The 23,414-nt window shown below is 69.6% G+C and carries 24 protein-coding genes; 2 read left to right on the plus strand and 22 right to left on the minus strand.

The genetic code is table 11. The features are described 5' to 3' along the window. Window positions 1–39: 39 nt before the first annotated feature. The 17 genes from hypE to NA8_RS10600 all read right to left on the minus strand — a co-directional run bounded on the left by hypE (window position 40) and on the right by NA8_RS10600 (window position 14,476). Window positions 40–1,116: a hydrogenase expression/formation protein HypE gene (gene hypE / locus NA8_RS10525; protein ID WP_063050184.1), complete on the minus strand. Its 1,077-nt coding sequence runs from the start codon at window positions 1,114–1,116 to the stop codon at window positions 40–42. After that, window positions 1,109–2,221 carry a hydrogenase formation protein HypD gene (gene hypD, locus NA8_RS10530; protein ID WP_063050185.1) on the minus strand — a complete coding sequence of 371 codons (1,113 nt, stop codon included), beginning with the start codon at window positions 2,219–2,221 and terminating at the stop codon, window positions 1,109–1,111. The genes hypE and hypD overlap by 8 nt, the downstream gene beginning before the upstream one ends. Further along, window positions 2,218–2,544: a HypC/HybG/HupF family hydrogenase formation chaperone gene (locus tag NA8_RS10535; RefSeq protein ID WP_063050186.1), complete on the minus strand. Its 327-nt coding sequence runs from the start codon at window positions 2,542–2,544 to the stop codon at window positions 2,218–2,220. Before NA8_RS10535 ends, hypD begins: the two co-directional genes overlap by 4 nt. Window positions 2,545–2,561: 17 nt before the next feature. After that, window positions 2,562–4,928 (minus strand): carbamoyltransferase HypF, encoded by a 2,367-nt coding sequence (locus NA8_RS10540; RefSeq protein WP_063050187.1) that lies wholly within the window; start codon window positions 4,926–4,928, stop codon window positions 2,562–2,564. Beyond that, window positions 4,925–5,167 (minus strand): HypC/HybG/HupF family hydrogenase formation chaperone, encoded by a 243-nt coding sequence (locus NA8_RS10545; RefSeq protein WP_063050188.1) that lies wholly within the window; start codon window positions 5,165–5,167, stop codon window positions 4,925–4,927. Before NA8_RS10545 ends, NA8_RS10540 begins: the two co-directional genes overlap by 4 nt. Before the next feature lie 2 nt (window positions 5,168–5,169). After that, entirely contained in the window at window positions 5,170–5,676 is a 507-nt protein-coding gene (locus tag NA8_RS10550) for a hydrogenase maturation protease (protein ID WP_063050189.1), read from the minus strand. A gap of 13 nt (window positions 5,677–5,689) precedes the next feature. Further along, a complete protein-coding gene (locus tag NA8_RS10555) occupies window positions 5,690–6,007 on the minus strand; it encodes a hypothetical protein (protein ID WP_063050190.1) in 318 nt (105 codons plus the stop codon). Between the two features lie 21 nt (window positions 6,008–6,028). After that, window positions 6,029–6,148 carry a DUF6893 family small protein gene (locus NA8_RS35895; RefSeq protein WP_086006670.1) on the minus strand — a complete coding sequence of 40 codons (120 nt, stop codon included), beginning with the start codon at window positions 6,146–6,148 and terminating at the stop codon, window positions 6,029–6,031. A gap of 13 nt (window positions 6,149–6,161) precedes the next feature. Next, the gene (locus tag NA8_RS10560; RefSeq protein ID WP_063050191.1) at window positions 6,162–7,490 is read right to left on the minus strand and encodes a hypothetical protein; all 1,329 of its coding nucleotides are present in this window, start codon (window positions 7,488–7,490) and stop codon (window positions 6,162–6,164) included. After that, a complete protein-coding gene (locus NA8_RS10565; protein WP_063050192.1) occupies window positions 7,487–8,134 on the minus strand; it encodes a DUF6084 family protein in 648 nt (215 codons plus the stop codon). The genes NA8_RS10560 and NA8_RS10565 overlap by 4 nt, the downstream gene beginning before the upstream one ends. Beyond that, complete coding sequence (locus NA8_RS10570; RefSeq protein WP_063050193.1) at window positions 8,131–8,766, minus strand: DUF5947 family protein; 636 nt, start codon at window positions 8,764–8,766, stop codon at window positions 8,131–8,133. The genes NA8_RS10565 and NA8_RS10570 overlap by 4 nt, the downstream gene beginning before the upstream one ends. Further along, window positions 8,763–9,677, minus strand: a complete 915-nt coding sequence (locus NA8_RS10575; RefSeq protein WP_063050243.1) for a NifU family protein — start codon at window positions 9,675–9,677, stop codon at window positions 8,763–8,765. Before NA8_RS10575 ends, NA8_RS10570 begins: the two co-directional genes overlap by 4 nt. A 32-nt stretch (window positions 9,678–9,709) precedes the next feature. Continuing rightward, a complete protein-coding gene (locus NA8_RS10580; RefSeq protein WP_063050194.1) occupies window positions 9,710–11,506 on the minus strand; it encodes a nickel-dependent hydrogenase large subunit in 1,797 nt (598 codons plus the stop codon). Window positions 11,507–11,517: 11 nt separating this feature from the next. Continuing rightward, on the minus strand, window positions 11,518–12,573 hold the full coding sequence (locus tag NA8_RS10585; RefSeq protein ID WP_063050195.1) for an NADH-quinone oxidoreductase subunit B family protein: 1,056 nt from the start codon (window positions 12,571–12,573) through the stop codon (window positions 11,518–11,520). A 93-nt stretch (window positions 12,574–12,666) separates the two neighbouring features. Continuing rightward, window positions 12,667–13,533: a hydrogenase nickel incorporation protein HypB gene (gene hypB, locus NA8_RS10590; protein WP_063050196.1), complete on the minus strand. Its 867-nt coding sequence runs from the start codon at window positions 13,531–13,533 to the stop codon at window positions 12,667–12,669. After that, window positions 13,491–13,865: a hydrogenase maturation nickel metallochaperone HypA/HybF gene (locus NA8_RS10595; RefSeq protein ID WP_063050197.1), complete on the minus strand. Its 375-nt coding sequence runs from the start codon at window positions 13,863–13,865 to the stop codon at window positions 13,491–13,493. Before NA8_RS10595 ends, hypB begins: the two co-directional genes overlap by 43 nt. Window positions 13,866–14,101: 236 nt before the next feature. Beyond that, window positions 14,102–14,476 carry a PepSY domain-containing protein gene (locus NA8_RS10600; protein WP_063050198.1) on the minus strand — a complete coding sequence of 125 codons (375 nt, stop codon included), beginning with the start codon at window positions 14,474–14,476 and terminating at the stop codon, window positions 14,102–14,104. A gap of 114 nt (window positions 14,477–14,590) precedes the next feature. On the opposite strand from NA8_RS10600, the gene NA8_RS10605 reads away from it, so the two are divergent. Both NA8_RS10605 and NA8_RS10610 read left to right on the plus strand, forming a co-directional pair. Next, window positions 14,591–15,268 (plus strand): response regulator, encoded by a 678-nt coding sequence (locus NA8_RS10605; protein WP_063050199.1) that lies wholly within the window; start codon window positions 14,591–14,593, stop codon window positions 15,266–15,268. Further along, window positions 15,261–16,745, plus strand: coding sequence for a sensor histidine kinase (locus NA8_RS10610; protein ID WP_063050200.1), 1,485 nt, complete (start codon window positions 15,261–15,263; stop codon window positions 16,743–16,745). Before NA8_RS10605 ends, NA8_RS10610 begins: the two co-directional genes overlap by 8 nt. A gap of 40 nt (window positions 16,746–16,785) precedes the next feature. On the opposite strand, the gene NA8_RS10615 is transcribed toward NA8_RS10610, so the two are convergent. The 5 genes from NA8_RS10615 to dapF form a co-directional block, all read right to left on the minus strand. Continuing rightward, window positions 16,786–17,688 (minus strand): alpha/beta hydrolase, encoded by a 903-nt coding sequence (locus tag NA8_RS10615; protein WP_063050201.1) that lies wholly within the window; start codon window positions 17,686–17,688, stop codon window positions 16,786–16,788. Between the two features lie 121 nt (window positions 17,689–17,809). Beyond that, window positions 17,810–18,955, minus strand: coding sequence for an acyl-CoA dehydrogenase family protein (locus NA8_RS10620; RefSeq protein WP_063050202.1), 1,146 nt, complete (start codon window positions 18,953–18,955; stop codon window positions 17,810–17,812). A 734-nt stretch (window positions 18,956–19,689) separates the two neighbouring features. Continuing rightward, the gene (locus tag NA8_RS10625; RefSeq protein ID WP_063050203.1) at window positions 19,690–20,586 is read right to left on the minus strand and encodes a lysophospholipid acyltransferase family protein; all 897 of its coding nucleotides are present in this window, start codon (window positions 20,584–20,586) and stop codon (window positions 19,690–19,692) included. Window positions 20,587–20,909: 323 nt separating this feature from the next. Continuing rightward, complete coding sequence (hflX, locus tag NA8_RS10630; protein WP_063050244.1) at window positions 20,910–22,337, minus strand: GTPase HflX; 1,428 nt, start codon at window positions 22,335–22,337, stop codon at window positions 20,910–20,912. A 189-nt stretch (window positions 22,338–22,526) separates the two neighbouring features. Next, window positions 22,527–23,408 carry a diaminopimelate epimerase gene (gene dapF, locus NA8_RS10635; protein WP_063050245.1) on the minus strand — a complete coding sequence of 294 codons (882 nt, stop codon included), beginning with the start codon at window positions 23,406–23,408 and terminating at the stop codon, window positions 22,527–22,529. Window positions 23,409–23,414: the final 6 nt, after the last annotated feature.

The following is a 23,414-nucleotide window of genomic DNA, read 5'->3' on the forward strand; positions in this document are numbered from 1 at the left end:
CACACCTCGCCTTCTGGCTCCGGACCGTTGCGTCCGCCGTCAGCAGATTCGCGGCAACTGCTCGCCTGCGGGCAGGTCCACCACCCGGGTCCCGCCGAGCGCGGTGCGGGCCACCACCATGCCGGGATGTTCGGCGACGCACCGGCCGATCGCCGCGGCCTGCGCGCCCAGCGGGTGCTCCCGCATCGCCGCGAGCACGCGATCGGCGTCCTCGGGCGCGACGAACGCCAGCAGCTTGCCCTCGTTGGCCACGTACATCGGGTCCAGGCCGAGCAGCCCGCACGCGTCGCGCACGCCGCCGGGCACCGGCAGCTGCCGCTCGTCCAGGGATACGCCGACTCCCGCGGCGCGGGCGATCTCGTTGAGCGAGGCCGCGACGCCGCCGCGGGTGGGGTCGCGCAGCACGTGAACGTCTGCGCCGGTGGCCAGCATGGCCGCGACCAAGCCGTGCAGCGGCGCGGTGTCGCTGAGCACGGTGGTGCCGAATTCCAGCCCTTCGCGGCAACTGAGCACCGCGACACCGTGCACGCCGATATCGCCGCTGACCAGCACGACGTCGCCGGGCCGCGCGCGCTGCGGCCGGATATCGACATCGGGGGCCACCACGCCGATTCCGGCGGTGTTGATGTAGATCCCGTCCCCGTGTCCGGCGTCCACGACCTTGGTGTCGCCGGTGACCAGCTGGACTTCCGCCGCCAGCGCGGCGGTGCCGACCGCCTGCGCGATGCGCGCGATGTCGGCCAGCGCGGTGCCCTCTTCCAGGATGAACGCGGTGGACAGCACCATCGGGCGCGCGCCGGACATGGCCAGATCGTTCACCGTGCCGTTGACCGCCAGCTCACCGATCGTGCCGCCCGGGAACACGATCGGCTTCACCACGAACGAATCGGTGGAGAAGGCCAGCCGTGCGCCGTCGAGCGTGACGACCGCGGAGTCGCCGAGATCGGCGTGCGCGGCCGAGCCGAACGCGGGCAGGAACAGATGCTCGATCAGTTCGCCGGACATCGCTCCGCCGCCGCCGTGGCCCATCACGATGTTCGGCGCGTCCCGCAGCGGCATCGGGCAGACCCAGCCGTCCATGTCGATCGCCACGGGGGCGGCGCCGTCCTCACGCATGGGCCACCTCCGCGGGCAGATCGAGCCGCCGGTACAGGTAGTAGGCGGCGCACGCGCCTTCGGAGGACACCATGGTGGCGCCCAGCGGGTTCCGCGGCGTGCACTGCTTGCCGAAGGCGGCGCACTCGTTGGGTTTGATCAACCCTTGCAGCACCTCGCCGGAACGGCAGATGGTCGATTCGGCGGTGTGCAGGTCGCCCACGGCGAAGCGGTGTTCGGCGTCGAACTCGCGATAGCGATCCGACAGCCGCCAGCCGCTGCGCGGGATCACGCCGATGCCCCGCCAGGCTCGGTCGGTGACCTCGAAGACGTCCTGCAGCATGGCCTTCGCCGCGGGATTGCCCATCGCCGACACCGCGCGCGGGTAGGCGTTCTCCAGTTCGTGCCTGCCCGACTCCAGCTGCAGCACGGTGCGGCGGATCCCCTCGAGGATGTCCAGCGGCTCGAACCCGGTGACGACCATCGGCACCCTGTACTGCTCGGCCAGCGGCGGATACTCGTCGGTGCCCATCACGGTGCAGACGTGCCCGGCGGCGAGGAACCCCTGCACCCGGCAGGTCGGCGACTCCATGATCGCGGCGATGGCAGGCGGCACCAGAACGTGCGACACCAGCAGCGAGAAGTTCCGGATGCCCAGGCGCTTTGCCTGATACACCGTCATCGCGTTGGCCGGAGCGGTGGTCTCGAAACCGATACCGAAGAACACGACTTCCCGGTCGGGATTCTCCTTGGCCAGGTTCAGCGCGTCCAGCGGCGAGTACACCACCCGGACGTCACCGCCTTCACTCTTGACCCGGAAGAGGTCCTTGGCGCTGCCGGGCACGCGCAGCATGTCGCCGAACGAGCAGAAGATCACACCCGGCTGCGCGGCGATCTCCAGCGCCTTGTCGATGACCTCGAGCGGGGTGACGCAGACCGGGCAGCCGGGACCGTGGATCATCTCGATCTGGTCGGGCAGCAGTTGGTCGATGCCGTGGCGGATGATCGAATGGGTCTGTCCGCCACAGACTTCCATGATCGCCCAGCGGTGGCTGGTCGCGGTGCGGATCCGATCGAGCAGGCGCTGGGCCAGCTCGGGATTGCTGAATTCGTCCAGGTATTTCATGACCGGGCCTCCGGTTCCTCGCGTGATGGCTCGGCGGCTGGATTGTCCATGCCCGCCTGCTTCGCGGCGATGGCGAAACCGTCGCCGAATTCCTCGTTCAGTACGCCGAGGTGCTCGAATTCGGCCAGGGTCCGCAACGCGGACTCCTCGTCCAGCCGCTGGATCGCGAAGCCGACGTGGACCACGACGTAGTCACCGACCGCCGCGTCCGGGATGTATTGCAGGCACACGTCCTTGTGCACGCCGCCGAAGTCGACGACCGACATCAGCGTGCCGTCCCGCTCGTGCAGGCTGAGCACTTTGCCTGGTACCGCAAGACACATCTTGCTTTCTCCTTCGCTCATCCCTCGCTGCACGCGAGGAGTTGCCCGAATGCGAGGCCGCCGTCGTTGGGCGGCAGTCGGTGGTGGGTGATCACGGTGAAGCCGTTGTCGCGCAGCAGCGCACACGCTCGAACGAGCAGCAGGGCGTTCTGGAAGACGCCGCCGGACAGGGCGAGGACCGTCGCCGGGGCGGCGTAGCGAGCCGCGAGCTCGAGCACCAGCCGGGCGACAGCGGCGTGGAACCGCGCGCCAACCACCTGCGCGGGTGCGCCCGCGCGCACGTCGGCGACCACGCCCGCCAGCACCGGTGCGGGATCGATCACGGCCGGATCGCCGCCATCGAGTGCGAACCGGTATGCGGTGGCGCCTTCCGCGCCGGACCGGGACAGTCCCTCCAGCTCGATGGCCGCCTGCGCTTCGTAGTCGACGACGTGCCGCACGCCGCACAGCGAGGACACCGCGTCGAACAGCCGGCCCATGCTCGACGTGGGAGCGCAACCCCATCCGGTCCGGAACTGGTGGGCCAGCACCGAACGCTCGGCGGGCGGGCATGCCGCGACCGCCGGAATGTCCTCGGTCCACTCGATCCCGGCCGACCGCAGATGCGCCAGCGCCATGCGATAGGGCCTGCGCACCGCGAGATCGCCGCCGGCCAGCGGCACGTACTTCAGATGGGCCAGACGGCGATAGCCCTTGTAGCCCGCGAGCAGCACCTCACCGCCCCACACCGCCGCGTCCGGCCCGTATCCGGTGCCGTCGAAGGCGATGCCGACCACCTGCTCGCTCGCGCCGAGTCCGTGCTCACCCATGACGGCGGCGATGTGCGCGTGGTGGTGCTGGACGGTGTACACGGCTCGCTCACCCGCGTGCCTGCGCGCCCACGCGGTGGAGCGGTAGCCGGGATGCGCGTCGGCCACCAGTTGCGCGGGCCGCACCCCGGTGAGTGCCGCGAGGTGGCGCTGGGCCGCGCCGAAGGAGCGCAGCGTCGCCAGATCGTCCATGTCGCCGATGTGCTGGCTCAGCCAGGCGTAGCGACCGTCGGCGACCGCGCAGGTGTTCTTGAGGTCGGCGCCGACGGCGAGCGTCGGCGGCAGCGGAACCGGCAGCAGCAGCGGCAGCGGCGCGTACCCGCGCGAGCGCCGGACGGGCAGTTCGCGGCCGTCGAGCGAACGCACCACCGAGTCGTCACAGGGCACCAGAATGCGCCGGTTGTGCGTCAGCCAGCCGTCGGCCAGCCCGGCCAGCCGGGTGCGGGCGTCCTCGTCCTGGTAGCAGATCGGCTCGCCGCCGAGGTTGCCGGAGGTCATCACCAGCACCTGCGGGCCGGGCGGGTCGCCGGGCAGACCGAACAGCAACAGATGCAGCGGGGTGTAGGCGAGCATGACGCCCAGGTCCGGATTGCCGGGTGCCACCGAGGGAGCCGGGATCGGGCGGCTCGCCCGCGCCGCGCCCACCGACACGGTGTCTTCACCCGGCTGAGCGGCGCGGATCGAATCGGCTGCGAAAGAGGAGGATTCCTCGGCCGCGGACCGGCGAGCGAGCAGCACTATCGGGCGAGCCGGGCTGGTCAGCAGCGTCGCGGCGGCGTCGTCGACGGTGACGATGGCCCTTGCCGTGGCGAGGTCCGGCACCATCACGGCGAACGGCTTGTCCCCGCGGCGTTTGCGCCTGCGCAGCTCCGCCACGGCCGTCTCGTCGGTGGCGTCGCAGGCCAGGTGGTACCCGCCGATGCCTTTGACCGCCAGGACGCCGCCCGCGCGCAGCAGCTGCCGCGCGGCCGTCAACGGCGCGCCGGCTCCCGGTCCGGTATACGCGAGGGTGGGACCGCAGTCGGGGCAGGCGATCGGTTGCGCGTGGAAGCGGCGGTCGGCGGGATCGGCGTACTCCCGCGCGCAGCGGTCGCACATGGCGAAGTCGGCCATCGACGTCCGCTCGCGGTCGTAGGGGAGGCTCGCGATGATGGTGAAGCGCGGACCGCAATTGGTGCAGTTGACGAACGGATGGCGATAGCGGCGGTCGCCGGGATCGCGCAACTCGCGTTCGCAGTCCGCGCAGATCGCGACATCCGGAGAGGCCAGCGTGCGGCCACCGCCGTCGTGGGTGGTACCCGCGATGTGGAAGCCGGTGCCGCCCCGCACCGGGAGCTCGGCCTGCTCGACCGACTCGACCACCGCCAGCGGCGGCGGGCGCAGACGCAGCCGCTCGGCGAACCGGTCCAGATCCTGCGGCGCACCCTCGATTTCGATGACGACGCCGCTGCTGTCGTTGCCGACGCTGCCGGACAGGGACAACTCGGCGGCGGTGGTGTAGACGAACGGGCGGAACCCGACGCCTTGGACCACGCCGCGCACGAGCAGACGACGCCGCAGCCGCTGGGTGGTCATGGCAGGTCTCCGCGTTGCAGCAAGCGCAACCCGTCCAGCGCCGCCGTGGCCCCGGCCTCGTCGGTCTTCTCCACCGCGAAGCCCATGTGGATGATCACCCAGTCACCCGGCCGGGCCGGATCGTCGTCGAGCAGGCCGACGTTCACCTTTCGCTGCTCGCCGGACACCTCGACCAGCGCGATCTGGCCGTGGTAGCCGTCGGGGATCGCCAGCACGCGTCCCGGGATGCCCAGACACATCGTCAGTCCTCCTGTCGCGCTGTGGCCCGCCGCAGCGGCTCGCAACCATCGGGTGCACCGGCGGAGAGCAACTCGGCGAGCACACCGCCCACGGCCGCCACCCCCTCGTCCACCGCCGCGGCGACCGGCTCGGACAGGCCGATACCCTCCGCCACGCAGGCGACCTGGCAGCCGATCACCACCGTGGGTGGGAGCGCACCGCCCAGGGCGCGCACTCCGGCGAAGACCGCGTCCGGGCTCATCGCGTGCGCGTCGAGATGCGCGGCGCCGGTGTCCTCCGCCGCGGTGGCGAACACCTCGATCCGGCCGGGTGCGCCGCGATCGGGCAGCGCGTCGATCAGCACCAGCGCGTCCCAGGGATCGAGCAGGTCGTAGGCGAGGTGCATGCCGCGGATGCCGTAATCCACCGCGCGCACGCCCGGGTCGGGGTGGAGCGGCAGCCGCCGCACCACCTCGGGTCCGAATCCGTCGTCGCCGAGGAAGATGTTGCCGATCCCGGCGATCAGCACCGCGCCCGTGGGTTCACCCCTCTTCCTCGGTCGGCGTTGTCGCGCCGCCCACCCGCGCGTCGTCAACCTTCCCGGTCGCCGTCTCGGAGGGGGCGTTGGCGGTCTCCTTGCGCTCGTCGTAGGGCGGCACCGCCGATTCGGTGCCGGACGGCGCTTCCGAGGTGAACTCGGTGCCCTTCTCGGTGTCGTCGGAGTGCGCGGAGGTCATCTCCTCGTGATGGATGTGCCCCGGCTCCCGATCCGCCGGACCACCGGCCGCGACGTCGGCCCCGGTGTCGCGCGAACCCGGCGCGCCCCGTGCCGATTGCGGCTCTTCGCGATGCTCAGCCATGATGCTCCTTTCCGTCGGCCGCTACATGTGCCGGATCTTGAGGTATCGCCGCAGATCCGGGATCGAGCGCACGCCGAGATACAATCCCGCCGCCACCAGCACGGCGACGACGGTTGTCGACACCACTCCCACGGTTTCCATAGCGGACTTCCTTTCACTTCTCGGTGCCGTCGAGCGGCTCCACTTCGTCGGGGGCGAAATACAGGTAGCGGCCGTACCATTCGTGCAACTCGGCCGCCGGGTCGTCGTCCAGCACGACCCCGACGTGCGCCTGCCCGTCCACGTCCTCGTGGACCGAGACGACCCGGGCGCACCGGCCGTCGAAGAACAGATCCTGGGCGTCGGCCCGCCGCGACGGATGCAGCCGGACCCGGCTGCCCTTGCGCACGAGTACGCCCGCGACCGGCACCGCGTCGAGCTCGGGGCGAACGGCCTCGTCGGCCGCCGGATCCCACCAGTCGAGGCCCTCGGGGATCTCCGGGATCAGTCCCGGACCTTCGGCGTGGGGGTCGCGCAGCACCCCGTGCAGCTGCCGCATCGCGTCGGGTGACATGGCTTCACAGCGGTCGATGATCTCCCCCGCGCGCGGATCGGTGGCCCGCGCCCGCGCCTTCTCCGCGTCGGTCATCGTGAGGATCCGCAGTGTGAGGATCTCGTCGATCTCGGTGGAGTCGAACAGCGCGCCTTCGCTCTGCTCCGCGATCTCCGGGTGGTCGTAGAGGATGATCGGCGAGATCAGCAGCATGCTGTAGTCGCCGGGCGGCCCCGCGAGCACCGGGAAGCAGCGGTATCGATCGCAGCGGGCGGCCGCGGCCACCGCCTCCGGCGGCGGTTCCAGCAGCGAGACGAACTCGCCGCCGGTGATCTCCGCGATGACGTGCGCGCCGATCAGCGAGCGCGCGATGGCGTCGCGCTGGTCGGTCGCGGGTTCGCCCACATTGCGCAGGGTGACGGTCAGCCGCGAGAAGCCGTCGTCCCGGTCGGCCGCGAGTTCCAGCTCGCCCGCCAGCGGCAGCCGGGTCCGCACCAGCGTGCCTCGCCCGGGGGCGGCGGCCGTGGCGATCTCCTCGGTGTCGCGGCCGCCCGGGATGTCCAGCGGCCGCACGAGGCGGCCCGGCGGGACCGGACCGATGACGACCTCCTGCTCGACCGCCTCGTCCCAGGACAGCCACGACCGCTCGCCGTCGGACCACTCGGCGACGGACGCGCCGTCTCCGTCCATCACTTGGCGGCGTTGGAGCTGGAGGAATCGGACGGTCAAGGTGATCTCCGGATGTTCGCCGGGAGCGACCAGGCACTGCGCCGACAGTGCCTGCTCCTCACCGAGCCCTGTTGCGGCGGCTCCGCGCGGCCCCAGCACCCCGAACTGCCATCGCGACTGGTTCTTGCGCGCGTCGGCCCGGTAGGGGTAGAGCAAGTAGCCCTCGTAGAGCACCGCGTCGGCAACGGCACGTGCGCGGGCGCGGGCGTCGGCGGTCGTCACGGCGTCTCCTCGGTGTCGGTCAGCAGGCGGGTCACCGCGTCGTCGAAACCGGGCAGCCCGTGGCCGGACTTGTAGGCGGCGAGCGCACGGAGGGTGTCGTTGTGCAGCCGCACCCACCCGGAATTCGGGAAGTACGCGGCCATCAGATTTCGCCACACCGACACGGGCATCTCGAACTTGTCCTCGCGGTCCCACGGGATCTGCTGGATGGCGAATCCGGTGCTGCCCCGGATGAAAACGGTTCCGCTGAACAGAAAGAGCAGCGGAACCACACCGTCGCGCAACGCGTGCAGGTACTTCGACCCGGTCACCTCGAAGTCGTAGGTGCACGGCATCGGCAGATCCACTTCGGCGCCGCCGGTGAAACCCGGAATCATGGTGGCGCAGTGCATCCAGAGAAACGAACGCTGGGTCTCGTGCCACCGTTCGCGCGGACCGAACAGATCGACCAGGCCCGCGGCCTCCTCGTCGGAGTAGCCGCGGCGGAACGGCTCGATGCGCACCTGCGCGCGCAGGGCGATGGCGTGCACGGGTTCCTCCCCGAGCGCGGCGATGCCGACGCGCGCGGACAGGATCGGCGCGACGGCGTACGGCTCGGGTTTCATCTCGAGCACGGCGAACGTCGTCGAGTACACCGGGCTCATGCCGCACCCCCCGCTCTCGCACGCGCCGCCGCCTCGGCGAAGAACTGTTCCAGATACCGGTGCACGTCCTGACCACCGTCGAATCCATGCCACAGCAACCGCATCCGGCCGACGAACTCGTAACAGGCGTCGATCGGCAGCAGCAGGCAGGCCGCCTGCTCGGCGCGGCGGTCCGGCACCCGGATGAGCAGTGCCTCCACGTCGGGAGCGAGCACATCCAGCTCGGGATGCCGGTGCAGGATCGCGTTCCATTGCTCCAGCGGCAATTCCGATTCCGTCGCGCCCGCGGGCCCGGGATAGAACGCCACCGTCCGCTCCAGGGCGGAATTGCGGAAGAAGAACGCCAGGCTGACCGGGATCTCCAGCGCGTCCCACTCCGCCCCGCTGATCGTGAAATCGGGGAACCCGAGATACCGATCCGGCACCGCTCGATAGCGCAGCGCCGCGTTCTGGTCGACGAACAGCAGATAGCAGCCGCGGCACACGCACATCAGCTGCCTGCCTTCGACGTCCACGACGTGCTGGTGCTGCTCGGCGATCGGCTCCGCGCACATCTCGCACCGTTCGCCGGGCCGGGGATCGGGCCCGCGGTCGGCGGCGATCCGCTGGAGCGCGCGAAACGGTGTGCTCACCCGTGCACCCCCACCGGCACCGCCACCGACAGTTCGCCGGATCGCACGAGCACGGGAAGCGGCTCGAGATGTCCATCGCCGTCGACCCGGGCGCCCGCGTGCACCACGTCGTAATGCGCCCGGCAGGTGGGGCACCGCAGCACCGCGTCGCCGACCGGGAATCCCACGCGCCGTTCCAGCACCGCGCCCGCGAGGGAGCGGTCGCACCCGGGACAGTGGTCCCGGTAGGCGTACAGCTCCTCGCCCACCCGGCAGGCCAGCACGGTCAGCCCGGCGACGTCGAAGCCACCCACCTCGCTCGCATTCAGCTCGGCCAGTTCGGGGACCGCGACCCAGTTGCCGGACCGCGCGCCGTCCGCGCGCACGCGTGAGAACAGCGAGTCGGCGGAGATCACCCCCGCCGACTCCGTCTGCGCGGCCACGACTTCGATGGACTCGATTTCCGGCGCCGCCGCCCGCACCGCGTCCTCGACGGCCAGTTCGAGTGTCACCGACGAGGACGGACAGCTCTTGCAGCTACCCGCCAGTTCCAAGCGGACCACCCCGTCGACGATGTCGACCAGGTGGACGCCGCCGCCGTGCGAACCGAGGTAGGGGCGCACGCTGTCCAGCGCGGTGCGCACCCGGGTGGACACATCGTGCGGATGCAACCCGTGCACCAGCAGCAGGCTCGCGACCAGATCGTCACGGGCCAACCGCTCGACCGCGTCCGCGTCGAGCAGCGCGACCGCGCGGGTCAGCCCCGCGCCGTAGAGTCCGACCAGTTCGCGCACGAGTTGCTCGGCGCGCTCGCGGGCGAGCGCACCGCCCGCCGAACTCGCCTCCAGCAAGGTTTCGATGCGATCGCCGGCTTCTCGCCACCGGGCCGTATCGAGTGTCGCGTCGTCCTGGTCGTCCGGGCGATCCTCCACCGTCACCTCCGGTCGTTTCTCCCGACGCGGACTCACTCGGGGGTGAGCGTCTGCGTCGGAGAGTGCAGTTTCTCCAGCGACTTTCCGTTGCCGAGATACATGTGCACGCCGCACGGCAGGCACGGATCGAAACTGCGCACCGTGCGCATGATGTCGATGCCCTTGAAGTGCTCGCGGTCGTTCTCCTCGAAGATCGGCTGGCCCTGCACCGCGTCCTCGTAGGGTCCGGGCGTGCCGTAGCTGTCGCGCGGGCTGGCATTCCACGGCGTCGGCGGATACGGGTGGTAGTTGGCGATCTTGCCGTCCCGGATCACCATGTGATGCGACAGCACGCCGCGCACGGCTTCGGTGAAACCGCAGCCGATGCCTTCCGCTGGGACCTCGAACTTCTCCCAGGTCTTGGTGTGGCCGGCCCGGATCTCCGTCATCGCCTTCTCCGCGAAGTGCAGCGCGCAGGCCGCCGCGTACGCCTGGAAATAGGTGCGCGCGCGGTTGCGCTCGAGGGTGTTGCTGCCGTGCACGGGGATTTTCCACTCCAGCGTGACCGGGCCTTTGAGCGCGGTCTTGGGCAGGTTGATCTGCACGCTGTTCCCGGTCGACTTCACGTACCCGATGTCGACCAGGTCGGCCAGCGCTGTCGCCCACAGCCGTGCCAGCGGGCCACCGCCGGTGTCCAGGGAGAGGTGGTCGGTGCCGTCGAACCAGCGCGGCGACATCACCCAGCTGTACTTCTCGTCCAGGTCTCGCTTCTGCGGCCGCGGGTTGGTGTGCTGGTTCCAGGGGTGGCGCCGGTCCACGGGGTTGCCCAGCGGATCGGTCTTCACGAACATCTCCTGATCGGTCCAGTCCTCGTAGTACGAACTGCCCAGCAGGATCCGCAGACCCAGGTTGATGTCGACCAGGGAGGTGGTCAGCAGCTTGCCGTCGACCACGACGCCGGGGGTGACGAACATCTTGCGTCCCCAGTCCTCCATGTCCTTGTACTCGAAATTGCAGAATTCCGGGTCCTGGAACGAGCCCCAGCAGCCCAGCAGCGTGCGCCGCAGACCTACCTTCTCGTACCCCGGCAGCGCCTCGTAGAAGAAGTCGAACAGGTCGTCGTGCATCGGCACGACCTTCTTCATGAACTCCACATAGCGCATCAGCCGGGACAGGTAATCGGTCATCAGCTGGATCGTCGCGACCGTGCCCGGTCCCCCGGGATACAGCGTGGACGGGTGGACGTGCCTACCTTCCATCAGGCAGAACATCTCCCGGGTGATCCGGCTGACCTGCAGCGCCTCCCGGTAGAACTCACCGGTGAACGGGTTGAGCGCCCGCATGATGTCGGCGATCGTGCGATACCCGTGGTCGCCCGCGTGCGGCGCCTCGGTGTTCTCCGCCCTGGCCAGCACGCCCGGGTTGGTTTCGGAGACCATCTTCTCGCAGTAGTCCACGCCGACCAGGTTCTCCTGGAAGATGTTGTGGTCGAACATGTACTCGGCGGCTTCGCCCAGATTCACGACCCACTCGCCGAGGTGCGGCGGGCGCACGCCGTAGGCCATGTTCTGGCAGTAGCACGAACAGGTGGCGTGGTTGTCGCCGCAGATGCCGCAGATGCGGCTGGTGATGAAGTGCGCGTCGCGCGGGTCCTTGCCCTTCATGAAGATCGAATAGCCGCGGAAGATGGACGAGGTGCTGTGGCACTCGATCACTTCCCGGTTCTCGAAGTCGATTTTGGTGTAGATGCCGAGGCTGCCGACGATGCGGGTGATCGGGTCCCACGCCATCTCGACGAGACGGTCCGGCTCGATCGTCCGGTGCGACGGCTCCGGGATGATCTGTGTCATCAGAGATCCTCCTACCAAGTGCGGGTCGCGCCGGTCTCGAGCTTCCGTCCCCGGTGCCGCCAGTGCGGCTCCTTGTCGACCGTGCGTCCGGTGATGTGACGGAGGCTGCGGATCACCGATCCGTAGAGCCCCGATGCGCTGGACGAGAGCTTCCCGCCGGGCGGTTCGTCCATGAACGGCATGAACTTGTCCGGGAAGCCGGGCATGGTGCAGCCGATGCAGATGCCGCCGACGTTCGGGCAGCCGCCCAAGCCGTTGATCCAGCCCCGCTTGGGGACGTTGCACTTGACCACGGGCCCCCAGCAGCCGAGCTTCACAATGCATTTCGGTGAGCCGTACTCGGTGGCGAACTCACCCTGCTCGTAGTAGCCCGCGCGGTCGCAGCCCTCGTGCACGGTCGCCCCGAACAGCCACTTGGGCCGCAGCGCCTCGTCGAGGGGGATCATCGGCGCCTGTCCGGTCGCCATGTACAGCAGATAGGTGAGCGTCTCCGACATGTTGTCCGGCTGGATCGGGCAGCCCGGCACGCACACGATCGGAATACCCGCCTTGCTCTTCCAGTCCCAGCCGAGGTAGTCCGGCACACCCATCGCGCCGGTCGGGTTGCCCGCCATCGCGTGGATGCCGCCGTAGGTCGCGCAGGTGCCCGCCGCCACGATGGCCGTGGCCTTCGGCGCGAGATGGTCCAGCCATTCGCTGGTCGTCATGGGCTGGCCGGTGGCGGGATTGTTGCCGAACCCGCACCAATAGCCCTCTTCCTTGATCTGCTCGTTGGGAATCGAGCCCTCGACCACCAGAACGAACGGCTCGAGTTCCCCGCGGTCGGCCTTGAAGAACCACTCCAGGAAATCATCGGCGCCGCCGTTCGGCCCGCACTCGAAGTCGATGAGCGGCCAATGCACGGCGATCTTGGGCAGACCGGGCAGGGCGCCGAGAGCGATTTCTTCGATGCTCGGCTGCGTGGCCGCCGTCAAGGCGACCGAGTCACCGTCACAACTGAGTCCGGCGTTGATCCAGAGAACGTGGATCAGCGTTTCTTCGGCTCGTACTGCTTCCTGAGTGGGCATGTCTCGCCACCTTCCGCAGCGGACCACCGGGGGCCGAATCTCGCCTTTCTCGAAGAAGGGGTCACCCGTAGATGTGATCCTGATCACTTCACCTTAAGCGCGCCCGGCGGCTTCCTCAAGAGCCGCCGAACCGGCCGCGCGACGCCGGGCGGCCAGCCAGTCATACCAGGTAGACAGGCCTGCACCGCTGCTCACGGACAGCGGAAGGACCTCGACGCCGGGATGTAGCGAATGGATGTACTCCCGGCATCGGTCCAGATCGAAATCGACATACGGCAGCAGATCGGTCTTGTTCACCAGCACCAGGCCTGCCGCCTGGAACATGTGTGGATACTTCAGCGGTTTGTCGGTCCCCTCGGTCACCGAGATGACGACCACCTTCTCCCGCTCCCCCAGGTCGAACAGCGCCGGGCAGACCAGGTTGCCGACGTTCTCGACGAACAACAGCGTGCCCGGCGCCGGGTCGAGCTTCTCCAACGCGCGATACATCATCTCGGCGTCCAGGTGACATCCCGCCCCGGTGTTGATCTGCACGACCCGGCACCCGGTGGCCTGGATCCGTTCGGCGTCGAGCAATGTCGCCTGGTCACCCTCGATCACCGCGATCGGGGTCCGGCCGGACTCGCGGATGGTGCGTTCCAGCAGACTGGTCTTGCCCGCGCCCGGCGAGCTGGTCATGTTGAGCGCGACGATGTCGCGCTCGGCCAGCCAGGCCCGGTTGCGCTGCGCCAGTTCGTCGTTCTTGGCCAGCACCTTCAGCTCGAGGCTGACGGTCTCGGTGGCGGGCAGGTGGACGTGGTCGGCGTCCGGCCCGTGCGTGTGCTCGTGGTCCAGGACCTGCGCATGCTCATGGGGATGCGGGTGCTCATGATCGTGGCCGTGCGCCTCGGAGTGCTGGTGGTCGTGCGGGACGCGAATCAGCGCGGCGGCGTCGTCGCCGCACCCGCAGGTTGCGCACATTCCTCACTCACCTCCATGGATCGGATACGCAGCTCGCGCCCGGAGCGGATCTCGACATCGGCGCTGCCGCAGGGACACAGCAGGATCGGGTCGGGCAGCCGGAACTCGGCTCCGCAGGTCCGGCACGCCCCTACGCCGGGGATCTCCACCAGGACCAGCTGCGCGCCCTCGGCTACGGTCGCCTCGGCCGCGACTTCGAAACAGAACCGCATGGCCTCGGGCACGACCGCGCACAGCGCGCCGACCTCGACGGTGACGGAGTGCACCGGCCGGCCCGCCGCGTGCTCGCAGACGGCGTCGATGACGCTCTGCGTGATGGCCATCTCGTGCATCGCGACCTCGATTCCTCGAGCGGACAACCTTGAGGCTACTCCTCGGCAAACGCGGTGAGGGCCCGATCTTCGATGCTCGGCGAACGCATCTCCATGGCGTTACACCCGAGGCTCGACCGTGTCCCGCTATCGGCCAAGCCGCGGCCGGGATCCCCCTCCGGATCCCCGCCGCCGGCAGCAAACACCTCGTGCTTTACCCGAGCACCGACCCGTCACACTTGCGCTGCCGCGCAAGCTCAGTCTTGGTCGACCGCGCTGTGGACCGCGCCGCTGTGCGCATCGATCGTCACGTCGTACCGCACGCCCGCGGGCGTGGTGAGCTCCACCTCCCACACCGAGGTGCCGCGATCGGAGTCGAGTTCGGTGGACCGGACTCGACCGCCGGGCACGGCCTGCATCGCCTTGTCGATCGCCTGCTGCCTGCTGATCCCGGTGTCGGCCACCAGCGACCAGTCCCCCGCGGACGAGCGGAAGGCGACGGTGTGATCGTCCGGCCCGCCGGTGGCGACAGCGGCCAGGGCCGCGCTGAGACCGACGACGACGGCCGCGACGGCGGTGCCGACGAGGAGCCAGCGAAGACCGGCGTAGGCATGGCGGAAAACGGTTGACATACGAAACCTCCTGCGGGAGTGCTGATTCGAATGCGTCTACGGTGACGCACGGAACTGAAGGCGAGCTGAAGCCACCTGAAGACGGTTTCAGGATCCGTCTGCCACTCTTGGTGAATGCGTCTGCTGATCGTGGAGGACGAGAAACGTCTTGCTCTCACACTGGCAAAAGGCTTGTCGGCCGAGGGATTCGCCGTGGATGTGGTGCACGACGGCGCCGAGGGGCTCCATCTGGCGACCACCACCGACTACGACCTGATCATCCTCGACATCATGCTGCCCGGCATGAACGGTTACCGGGTCTGCGCCGCGCTGCGCGCCGGGGGCAACGAGACACCGGTGCTCATGCTGACCGCGAAAGACGGCGAATACGACGAGGCCGAGGGGCTGGACACCGGAGCGGACGACTACCTCAGCAAGCCGTTTTCCTACCTCGTGCTGCTGGCCCGCATTCGCGCCCTGTTGCGCCGCCGAACCCGCGGCGGAGCACGGGTGCTGCGCGTCGGCGACCTGATCGTGGACCCGGGCACCCGGACCTGCCGCCGCGGCTCGCAGGAGGTGACGCTCACCGCCAAGGAGTTCGCCGTGCTCGAGCACCTGGCCGTCCGCGCAGGGGAGGTGGTGTCGAAAGCCGATATCCTGCACCACGTCTGGGATTTCGCCTACGACGGCGATCCGAACATCGTCGAGGTCTATATCAGCACGTTGCGCCGCAAGATCGACGCGCCGTTCGGGCGCCGGACGATCACCACCGTCCGCGGCGCCGGATACCGGTTGGCAGCCGACCGTGCCTGAGCGGAGCAGGCGTGCCTGGTGGCGGTCGGTCCGCACGCGCACCACGGTCGCGGCGACGGCAGTCGTCGCGGTGGCGCTGACGGCTGCCGGGATCACGGTGCTGGCGGTGCTGCGGCACAACCTGGTGCACAGCGCCGAATTGCAGGCGGAGACCACCGCGCGTGACGTGGCGACCCAGCTCGCCTCGCGCGCCGATCTCGCGCGATTGTCGTTTCCGGACGCCGAAGATCAACCGGTGCAGATCGTTTCGATCGACCGCCGGGTCCTCGCGGCCGCCGACGAACTCGCGGGCAAACCTCCGATGGCCGACTTCGGGCCCCTCTCGAAGGCCTCCGAGGACCAAGACGACGAGCACGACGACGACGAAGAAGACGATGACGATGACGAGGGGGAGTCGGACGACGACGAAAGCCCCTCCTCGACCGCGGACCCCACGACGGCCGACGCGGAATTCGGTGACGTACGGCTGACGGTGGACGCCGAGGACGGACCGCACCCGTTCCGGGTCGCCGCCCTCGCGGTGAGCACCCCCGGCGGGCAGCCCGCCACCGTCTACGCGGGCTCGTCGCTGGAGACCGCCGACAGCGCGGTGGCGGACGCGCGGCAGGCGATGCTGCTCGGCCTGCCGCCGCTGCTCGCCCTGGTCGCCCTGGTGACCTGGCTGGTCACCAGGCGCGCCCTGCGCCCGGTGGAGGCGATCCGCAGGCAGCTCGCCGAGATCATGGACGGTGATCTGTCCCGGCGCGTGCCCGAACCGGGCTCCCACGACGAGATCGGCAGGCTGGCGACCACCACCAACGCCACACTCGCCGCGCTGGAGGAATCCGGGGAGCGCCAGCGCCGGTTCATCGCCGACGCAGCTCACGAATTGCGCAGCCCCATCGCCAGCCTGCGCACCCAGCTCGAGGTGGCCCAGGCGCACCCAGACCTGCTGGAACTGGACGGCCTGATCGGCGACACCATCCGGCTGGAACACCTGGCGGCCGACCTGTTGCTCTTGGCCCGGCTCGACGCGGGCGAGCAACCGCGTGCGGATCGCGTGGACCTGACGGTCCTGGTGCGCGACGAACTGGAGCACCGTGCGGGCGACCGGGTGGCCGTGGAGATCGCGACACCGGAGGACGCCGTCGCGGTCACCGGCAGCCGCACCCAGCTCGCGCGCGTCCTGGGCAACCTCGTCGACAACGCCCAACGGCATGCCGCGAGCATCGTGCGCGTAGCCGTGGAGCGCGGCGCCGACGGGCTGGCGACGTTGTCGGTCGGCGACGACGGCCCGGGTGTGCCGCCCGCCGATCGCGAGCGCATCTTCCAGCGGTTCGTCCGCTTGGACGACGCGCGCAGCCGCGACGAAGGCGGCGCGGGTCTGGGCCTGGCCATCGTCCGCGATGTCGTCGAACGCCACGGGGGCGCCATCCGGGTCATCGACGGCACGGCCGGCGGCGCCTGCTTCGTCGTAACCCTGCCCGCTCGCGTCTGACTACCGCCGCTGTCAGCGGCGATATCGACTGGGGATGCGCTCAACCCCCGAGTGCGCTGCGCAAACGTTCTATGACGATCCTGCGGGCGGCCCGTCCTTCGGGGGTCGGCGTCAGTGGGTAGACATGCGGCAGCCCCTGCCCGGCGTGGTAGTCCACCGTTACTCCGGCGCGACGTGCCGCGTCCACCAGCAGGCGCGTGTCCGGGTGCAGGATGTCGTCGGTGCCGCAGAAGACCGTCAGCGGACCGAGCCCGCGCGGGTCGGCGGCGAGCGGGCTGACCCTCGGGTCGGCGATCTCGAGTTCGCCCCGCCAGTGCTCGATGAGCACCCGAGTCCCCGCGACGCCCAGCCACGGGTCGCGGGGCTGCACCACCGGTATCTGCGGATTACTCAGCGAGAGATCGAGGGCGGGGGCGATCAGCACGGTGCCCGGCAGCCGCACTCCATGGTCGTCCCGCAACACCACCGCGGCCGACAGAGCGATCTGTCCACCGGCGGAATCCCCTGCCAAGCAGACGCTTTCATATATTTCCCGGTTCGCCAGCACCAGGTCGACGAAGCCCTGGACGACTTGCGCGGCCGTCCCGAACGGAATCAGCGGGTAGATCGCGACAGTCACGGCGGCACCGGTTTCCGCGGCGATGGCCGCGCACAGGGCCCAATGCTGCGGTGCGATCTCGTGCACCCAGCCGCCACCGTGCGCGTACACGACATTCCCCCGAGGCCGCCGCCCGCGCGGAGTCAGCGTGTAGACCGGCCAGCCGCCGCGACGGTCCACCGCGATCGCCACATCCGCGCGCAACCTGCGCGGCGGACCGTAGCGCCGTGGCCGCACGCTCAAATCGCGAACCCGCTCCCGCGCCGTGCCGGCGTCGACGAATACCCGATTGGCGCGCGTCGCCTTCAAATATCCGCGCACGATCTGGTTGGCCAGACTCGGCATCGTATCTCCTGCACTTCGGGTGATGGACGGACGCCGGGTCCACCGGCACCTCGGGAGGCGATTGTGCCCCGGGCGATGCCCGGGCCGGCGGCGGATGACGGCCCGAGCGTAACCCGCGCTGTCAGGAGAGTTTCAGGCTGCGCCCGATGATCTCCTTCATGATCTCGGTGGTGCCACCGTAGATGGTCTGGATGCGGGCGTCCATGTAGGCCTTCGCGATCGGGTATTCCTTCATGTAGCCGTATCCGCCGTGCAGTTGCAGGCAGCGGTTGATCAGGTCGAGCTGCTCCTCGGTGCTCCACCACTTGGCCATCGCCGCGTCCTCGGCGGTCAGCTTGCCCTCGTTGAGCAGTTCGATGAACTTGTCCACCATCAGACGCACGGCGGTGGTCTTGGTGGCCAGTTCGGCGAGCACGAAGCGGGTGTTCTGTAGCGCGCCGATCGGCTTGCCGAACGCCTTGCGGTCGCGGACGTACTGGACGGTCATGTCCAGGCAGGACTCCATGGCCGCCGCCGCCATGACGGCGATCGACAGCCGCTCCTGCGGCAGGTTCTGCATGAGGTGGAGGAAGCCCATGCCCTCGGTGCCGAGCAGGTTCTTGCCGGGCACGCGCACGTCGGTGAAGCTCAGCTCGGCGGTGTCCTGGGCTTTGAGGCCGAGCTTGTCCAGGTTGCGGCCGCGCTCGAAGCCGGGCATGCCGCGCTCGACCACGAACAGGCTGAAGCCCATCGCGCCCTTCTCCGGGTCGGTCTGCGCCACCACGATCACGATGTCGGAGTTGATGCCGTTGGTGATGAAGGTCTTGGCGCCGTTGAGGATCCAGTCGTCCCCGTCACGCACCGCGCGGGTCTTGATGCCCTGCAGGTCCGAACCGGTGCCCGGTTCGGTCATCGCGATCGCGGTGATGATCTCGCCCGCGCAGAAACCGGGCAACCAGCGCTGCTTCTGCTCCTCGTTGGCCAGCTCTAGCAGGTAAGGCGCGATCACATCGTTGTGCAGCGAGAAGCCGAGACCGGAGTACTGGCCGCGCACCGACTCCTCCGAGACGATGGCGTTGTAGCGGAAATCCTTCACCCCGCCGCCGCCGTACTGCTCCGGCATGGCCATGCCGAGGAAGCCCTGCTTGCCCGCCTCGAGCCAGACCTGCCGGTCGACGATGCCCTGCTCCTCCCACTTCGCGTGATTCGGCGCGACGTGCTGATCGAGAAACTTGCGGAACGACTCCCGGAACAGTTCGTGTTCGGGTTCGAACAGTGTGCGTTCCACGCCAACCTCCTAGTGACCACACCGGCCGGTCCACACCGACCAGTCGTTGCCCCATACCGTACCCGGCAGGAGAATCCGCGTTCACTTCTGGGGCCAGAACCATGGTCTCACCAGGAGCGGCGGCGCTGGTCCGGATCAGCAGGCGAGATTCCCCGCAAACGGTCGAGGAGTTCGGGGCGGCCGGAAACGACAACGCTGGACATCGAAGATCCCACCCCGGTTCTTCGGCGAGGTCAGCCGATCGCCGGTCGGGTAGCCGCTACACGGCGGCTCGATCCTGTCCGCTGCCGGCTCATTCCGCTGGTAGCGCCAGAGCCCGCTTCCCACAATGGCGTCACCGGTAGGGGGCATTGCGTGCGCATGCGGACTCTCCGTCCACCTACGCGGACAGAACCCCGCCACCCCGCTGTCGCCGACGCCTTCTGCGCCACTCGGCTCGGCGACGACCAGGGCATCGCGCAGGCGCGGACCGACCACGGATCCGGACTCCAGCGCCATCACGCGGCGCGATCGCATCCAGCTGCGTTCGAGTCCGAGGGGCCGACTTGCCGATCGAGCCGGACACCATCGCATCGGCGCCGCGGGCCTGTCGGTACCGAGTGACTCGGAGTCGATCCGACGTCGACTTCACCCCGCTCGGCGGCGACTACACCGAAGCGACCTCATGCCCTCGCTCGATCGGATCGGCGATCATCGGATCGAGAGCCGGGGTAGACCGGACAGTGCCCGCGCCGTCAGAGGTTCAGCCAACCCCGCACGCGGCCCACCAAGGTGCGGCCTTGGTCGCGTGCCCGTTCGGCGAAGAGGAAGTTCATCTCCTCCTCGAGCGCCTTGCGCACCACGTCACGGAACTCGACCGCGGCGGCGTGCATGTCGCCCGCGTTGCACCAGGGCGCCGGGTCGATGGGGGCGCCTGCGGAGAAATAGAAGCGCTCCGGCCGCGGGATGACTGTGGGACCGACGCCGCGGATGAGCGGCGGGGTGAGGTCGCGGCTGAGGCCGAGCGCCTCCACGGTCCAGCGCAGCGGGCGCAGGATCGGATGGTCGCCGTCCACCACGATGTCGTAGGCGTCGTCGACGCCGATCATCGCGACCGGGACGATGGGCGCACCCGCTTCGATGGCCATGCGCGCGAAACCGCTGCGCCCCTCCCACTTCAGCAGGTACTTCTCGTTCTTGCGGCGCACCGCCTCCCGGCCGCCGCCGGGGAACACCATCACGGCCTCACCGCGCCGCAGCAGTGCCAGGCAGTTGGACCGAGTTCCGCGCACCGCGCCGTAGTGGTGCAGCAGGTGGCGTATACCGGGCACGTTGATCAGCACGTTCTCGGCGAGACCGCGGATCAGGCGGCCGCGGCGGCGCAGGACCTCGGGCAGCAGCATCGGCGCGTCGATGCCGCCCAGCAGGTTGTGGTTACCGACCAGCAGCACCGGGCCGTCGGCGGGGATGTTCTCCAAGCCGTAGAAGCGCGGACTGGTCCACGCGCGCAGCGGCGCGAGCAGGGTGTCGATCACCCGCAGATCGGTGCCGGTCAGCGCGACCGACAGCGGCGCACCGTCGGTGAGCGCCGGATCGGCGCTGCTCGCGGCGCCGGAGCGCCGGGTGCGGGAATCGGATCGGGCGTCCGACATGAACCCTCCTGGTGTCGATTCGATGACGATAGCGCAACGAAATCGACTGCGTCGCACCGGATGTGCGCGTCATATCGCGACACGCCCATTCGGTCGAGCGACCAGCCGTTCCTCGTCCCGGCAAGCCCGTCGCGAACTCGCAAGTCATCGCCCCGCCGAGGCGCCCGTACCGAGGCCCGCTCCACCGCACGGAAGCCATGTGGCAGCCGCGCAACCGCGGCCGGAGCACCCCGAGCTGACGTGTGCGCACGTGACGAGGCACCGACAGCCGACGACCAGCGGCGCGCGCCGCCGCCGCGTCGCCGTACGGCGCGGGGAGCGGCTTACTCGCCGGGCTCCCCCGTGCCCGCGTGGGCGTACTCCGACACGGCGGCCGCCAAGGAGTGCGGGACGCGCGCGTGCACGCGGGTTCCGCCTTCCTCGTGGTGGGAGTCGAAGATGCGGCCGTCGGCATGGATGCGGGCGAGCAGGTCGCCGCGCGTGTACGGCAGCAGCACGCTGATCTCCACGTCGAGGCCACCGAGCATTTCGGCGAGCCGCTCGCGCAGCGCGTCGATGCCACGACCGCTGCGCGCGGACACGAACGACGCGTCCGGCAGCAGCGCGCGCAGGTTGGTGAGCTCGGTCGGCCCCATCGCGTCGGTCTTGTTCACCACCAGTAGTTCCGGCGGGGCGGGCGTGCCGGATTCCTTGATCACGTCCGTGATCACCTCGCGGACGGCCTTGATCTGCTCGGCGGGCAGTGCGTCGGAACCGTCCACCACGTGCAGCAGCAGATCGGCGCCGGTCACCTCCTCCAAGGTGGAGCGGAACGCCTCGACCAGTTGCGTGGGTAGATGCCGCACGAAGCCGACGGTGTCGGTGAAGACGACCTCGCGCCCGTCGTCCAGCTCCGCACGGCGGGTGGTCGGGTCCAGGGTGGCGAACAGCGCGTCCTGGACCAGCAGGCCGGCGCCGGTGAGCTTGTTCATCAGGCTCGATTTGCCGGCGTTGGTGTAACCGACGATCGCGACGGACGGGATGCCGCTGGAGTTGCGGCGCGCCCGCATCGTGTCGCGCGCGGTCTTCATCTCCCGGATCTCCCGGCGCAGCTTGGCCATGCGCTCGCGGATGCGACGACGGTCGGTTTCGATCTTGGTCTCACCGGGACCACGCAGACCCACGCCGCCGTTGCTGCCCGCGCGGCCGCCGGCCTGCCGGGACATCGACTCGCCCCAACCGCGCAGCCTGGGCAGCATGTACTCCATCTGGGCCAGCGAGACCTGCGCCTTGCCCTCCCGGGAGGTGGCGTGCTGGGCGAAGATGTCCAGGATCAACGCGGTCCGGTCGACCACCTTGACCTTGACCACCTTCTCCAGGGCGGTCAGCTGCGCCGGAGTCAGCTCGCCGTCGCAGATGACGGTGTCGGCGCCGGTCTCCAGCACGACGGAGCGCAGCTCCTCGGCCTTGCCGGAGCCGATGTAGGTGGCCGGATCCGGCCGGTCACGGCGCTGGATCAGCGCTTCGAGCACCTCGGAGCCCGCGGTCTCGGCGAGCGCCGCCAGCTCGGCCATGCTCGCCTCGGCCTGCGCGGCGGTACCCGCGGTCCAGACACCGACCAGCACGACACGCTCCAGGCGCAGCTGCCGGTACTCGACCTCGGTGATGTCGGCGAGCTCGGTGGACAGGCCCGCCACACGCCGCAGCGAGCTGCGGTCCTCCAGTTGCAGCTCGCCCACGGTGGGATCGGCCGACCAGCCGGACCGGTTCATTCGCGCGGCGTGCTCGGCGACCACGTCGCCGGTCACCGCTTCTTCGCCGGTCACGGCGTCGTCGGCCGCCTCGGCGGCGCGATCGTTCGCGTCCGCCGGAGTGAATTCATACGTCTCTGATTTCCTCATACACCATCCATGCTGCCACGACATCACCGCAGCACGCACGCGGTTATCGGAGCGCGACGCTCACAGCCCATCCCACCACGATCCCGCGAGGCGGCCCGCGGCCACCAGGATCGAGGGCCCGCGCAGCCACGCCGAGCCGCGCTCCAACCCGACGGTCAGCTCACCGCCGGGCACCCGGACCGTCACCCGGCCGGTGTCTGCGGCGATCCGGAACCCGTCGGCGGCCAGTGCCGCGGCGGCCGCGGCGACGGTTCCCGTTCCGCAGGAACGGGTTTCGCCCACACCACGCTCGTAGACCCGCATGTCGACCGAACCCTCGGCATACAGCGCGGTGACGAACTCGACGTTGACCCCGTGCGGGAAGAGGTCCGGATCGAAGCCGGGTGCCACGGTCAGGTCGAGCTTGCCCAGCGCGTCCGCGGACATGCCCGGATCGACGCAGGCCAGATGCGGATTGCCGACGTCGATGCCGATGCCGGGCAGCGCCCAGCCCGCGAGGGTCGCGGTGGACGCGCCGAGTTCGCGCACCGGCCCCATACCGACGGTGACGTCGCCGGTCACCGGGTTCCCGGCATGCACCGTCACCGGGCGCGCGCCGGCGCGGCTGCCGACGACGAAGCTGTCGCGCGTCTCCAGTCCCGATACGTTCAGGTAGTGGGCGAACACGCGCACACCGTTGCCGCACATCTCGGCGATCGAACCGTCGGCGTTGCGGTAATCCATGAACCAGTCGTCGGCGTCGACGCCTTCCGGGATCTCCGTGAGTACCCCGGCGGCCAGTAGCGCACCGGCGCGCGCGACCCGCAGCACGCCGTCGGCGCCGAGCCCGCGGCGGCGATCGCACAGCGCGCCGACCTGCGCGGCCGTCAGCGCCAGGTCGGCCCCCTGGTCCGGCAGCACCACGAAATCGTTCTGGGTACCGTGGCCCTTGGTGAACTCGATATCCGG

It is taken from the genome of Nocardia arthritidis NBRC 100137, assembly GCF_001612765.1.
GTDB classification, from domain to species: domain Bacteria; phylum Actinomycetota; class Actinomycetes; order Mycobacteriales; family Mycobacteriaceae; genus Nocardia; species Nocardia arthritidis.

What these genes read in the sequence shown, in the direction of transcription:
- NA8_RS10595 (WP_063050197.1), bottom strand. Translation starts at nt 13,865, where the DNA reads ATGCACGAGATGGCCATCACGCAGAGCGTCATCGACGCCGTCTGCGAG.
- NA8_RS10565 (WP_063050192.1), bottom strand. Translation starts at nt 8,134, where the DNA reads ATGAGCCCGGTGTACTCGACGACGTTCGCCGTGCTCGAGATGAAACCC.
- NA8_RS10580 (WP_063050194.1), bottom strand. Translation starts at nt 11,506, where the DNA reads ATGACACAGATCATCCCGGAGCCGTCGCACCGGACGATCGAGCCGGAC.
- NA8_RS10615 (WP_063050201.1), bottom strand. Translation starts at nt 17,688, where the DNA reads ATGCCGAGTCTGGCCAACCAGATCGTGCGCGGATATTTGAAGGCGACG.
- NA8_RS10600 (WP_063050198.1), bottom strand. Translation starts at nt 14,476, where the DNA reads ATGTCAACCGTTTTCCGCCATGCCTACGCCGGTCTTCGCTGGCTCCTC.
- NA8_RS10555 (WP_063050190.1), bottom strand. Translation starts at nt 6,007, where the DNA reads ATGGCTGAGCATCGCGAAGAGCCGCAATCGGCACGGGGCGCGCCGGGT.
- NA8_RS10545 (WP_063050188.1), bottom strand. Translation starts at nt 5,167, where the DNA reads ATGTGTCTGGGCATCCCGGGACGCGTGCTGGCGATCCCCGACGGCTAC.
- NA8_RS10535 (WP_063050186.1), bottom strand. Translation starts at nt 2,544, where the DNA reads ATGTGTCTTGCGGTACCAGGCAAAGTGCTCAGCCTGCACGAGCGGGAC.
- NA8_RS10605 (WP_063050199.1), top strand. Translation starts at nt 14,591, where the DNA reads ATGCGTCTGCTGATCGTGGAGGACGAGAAACGTCTTGCTCTCACACTG.
- hypD (WP_063050185.1), bottom strand. Translation starts at nt 2,221, where the DNA reads ATGAAATACCTGGACGAATTCAGCAATCCCGAGCTGGCCCAGCGCCTG.
- NA8_RS10540 (WP_063050187.1), bottom strand. Translation starts at nt 4,928, where the DNA reads ATGACCACCCAGCGGCTGCGGCGTCGTCTGCTCGTGCGCGGCGTGGTC.
- NA8_RS10585 (WP_063050195.1), bottom strand. Translation starts at nt 12,573, where the DNA reads ATGCCCACTCAGGAAGCAGTACGAGCCGAAGAAACGCTGATCCACGTT.
- NA8_RS35895 (WP_086006670.1), bottom strand. Translation starts at nt 6,148, where the DNA reads ATGGAAACCGTGGGAGTGGTGTCGACAACCGTCGTCGCCGTGCTGGTG.
- NA8_RS10625 (WP_063050203.1), bottom strand. Translation starts at nt 20,586, where the DNA reads ATGTCGGACGCCCGATCCGATTCCCGCACCCGGCGCTCCGGCGCCGCG.
- hypE (WP_063050184.1), bottom strand. Translation starts at nt 1,116, where the DNA reads ATGCGTGAGGACGGCGCCGCCCCCGTGGCGATCGACATGGACGGCTGG.
- hflX (WP_063050244.1), bottom strand. Translation starts at nt 22,337, where the DNA reads ATGAACCGGTCCGGCTGGTCGGCCGATCCCACCGTGGGCGAGCTGCAA.
- hypB (WP_063050196.1), bottom strand. Translation starts at nt 13,533, where the DNA reads ATGTGCGCAACCTGCGGGTGCGGCGACGACGCCGCCGCGCTGATTCGC.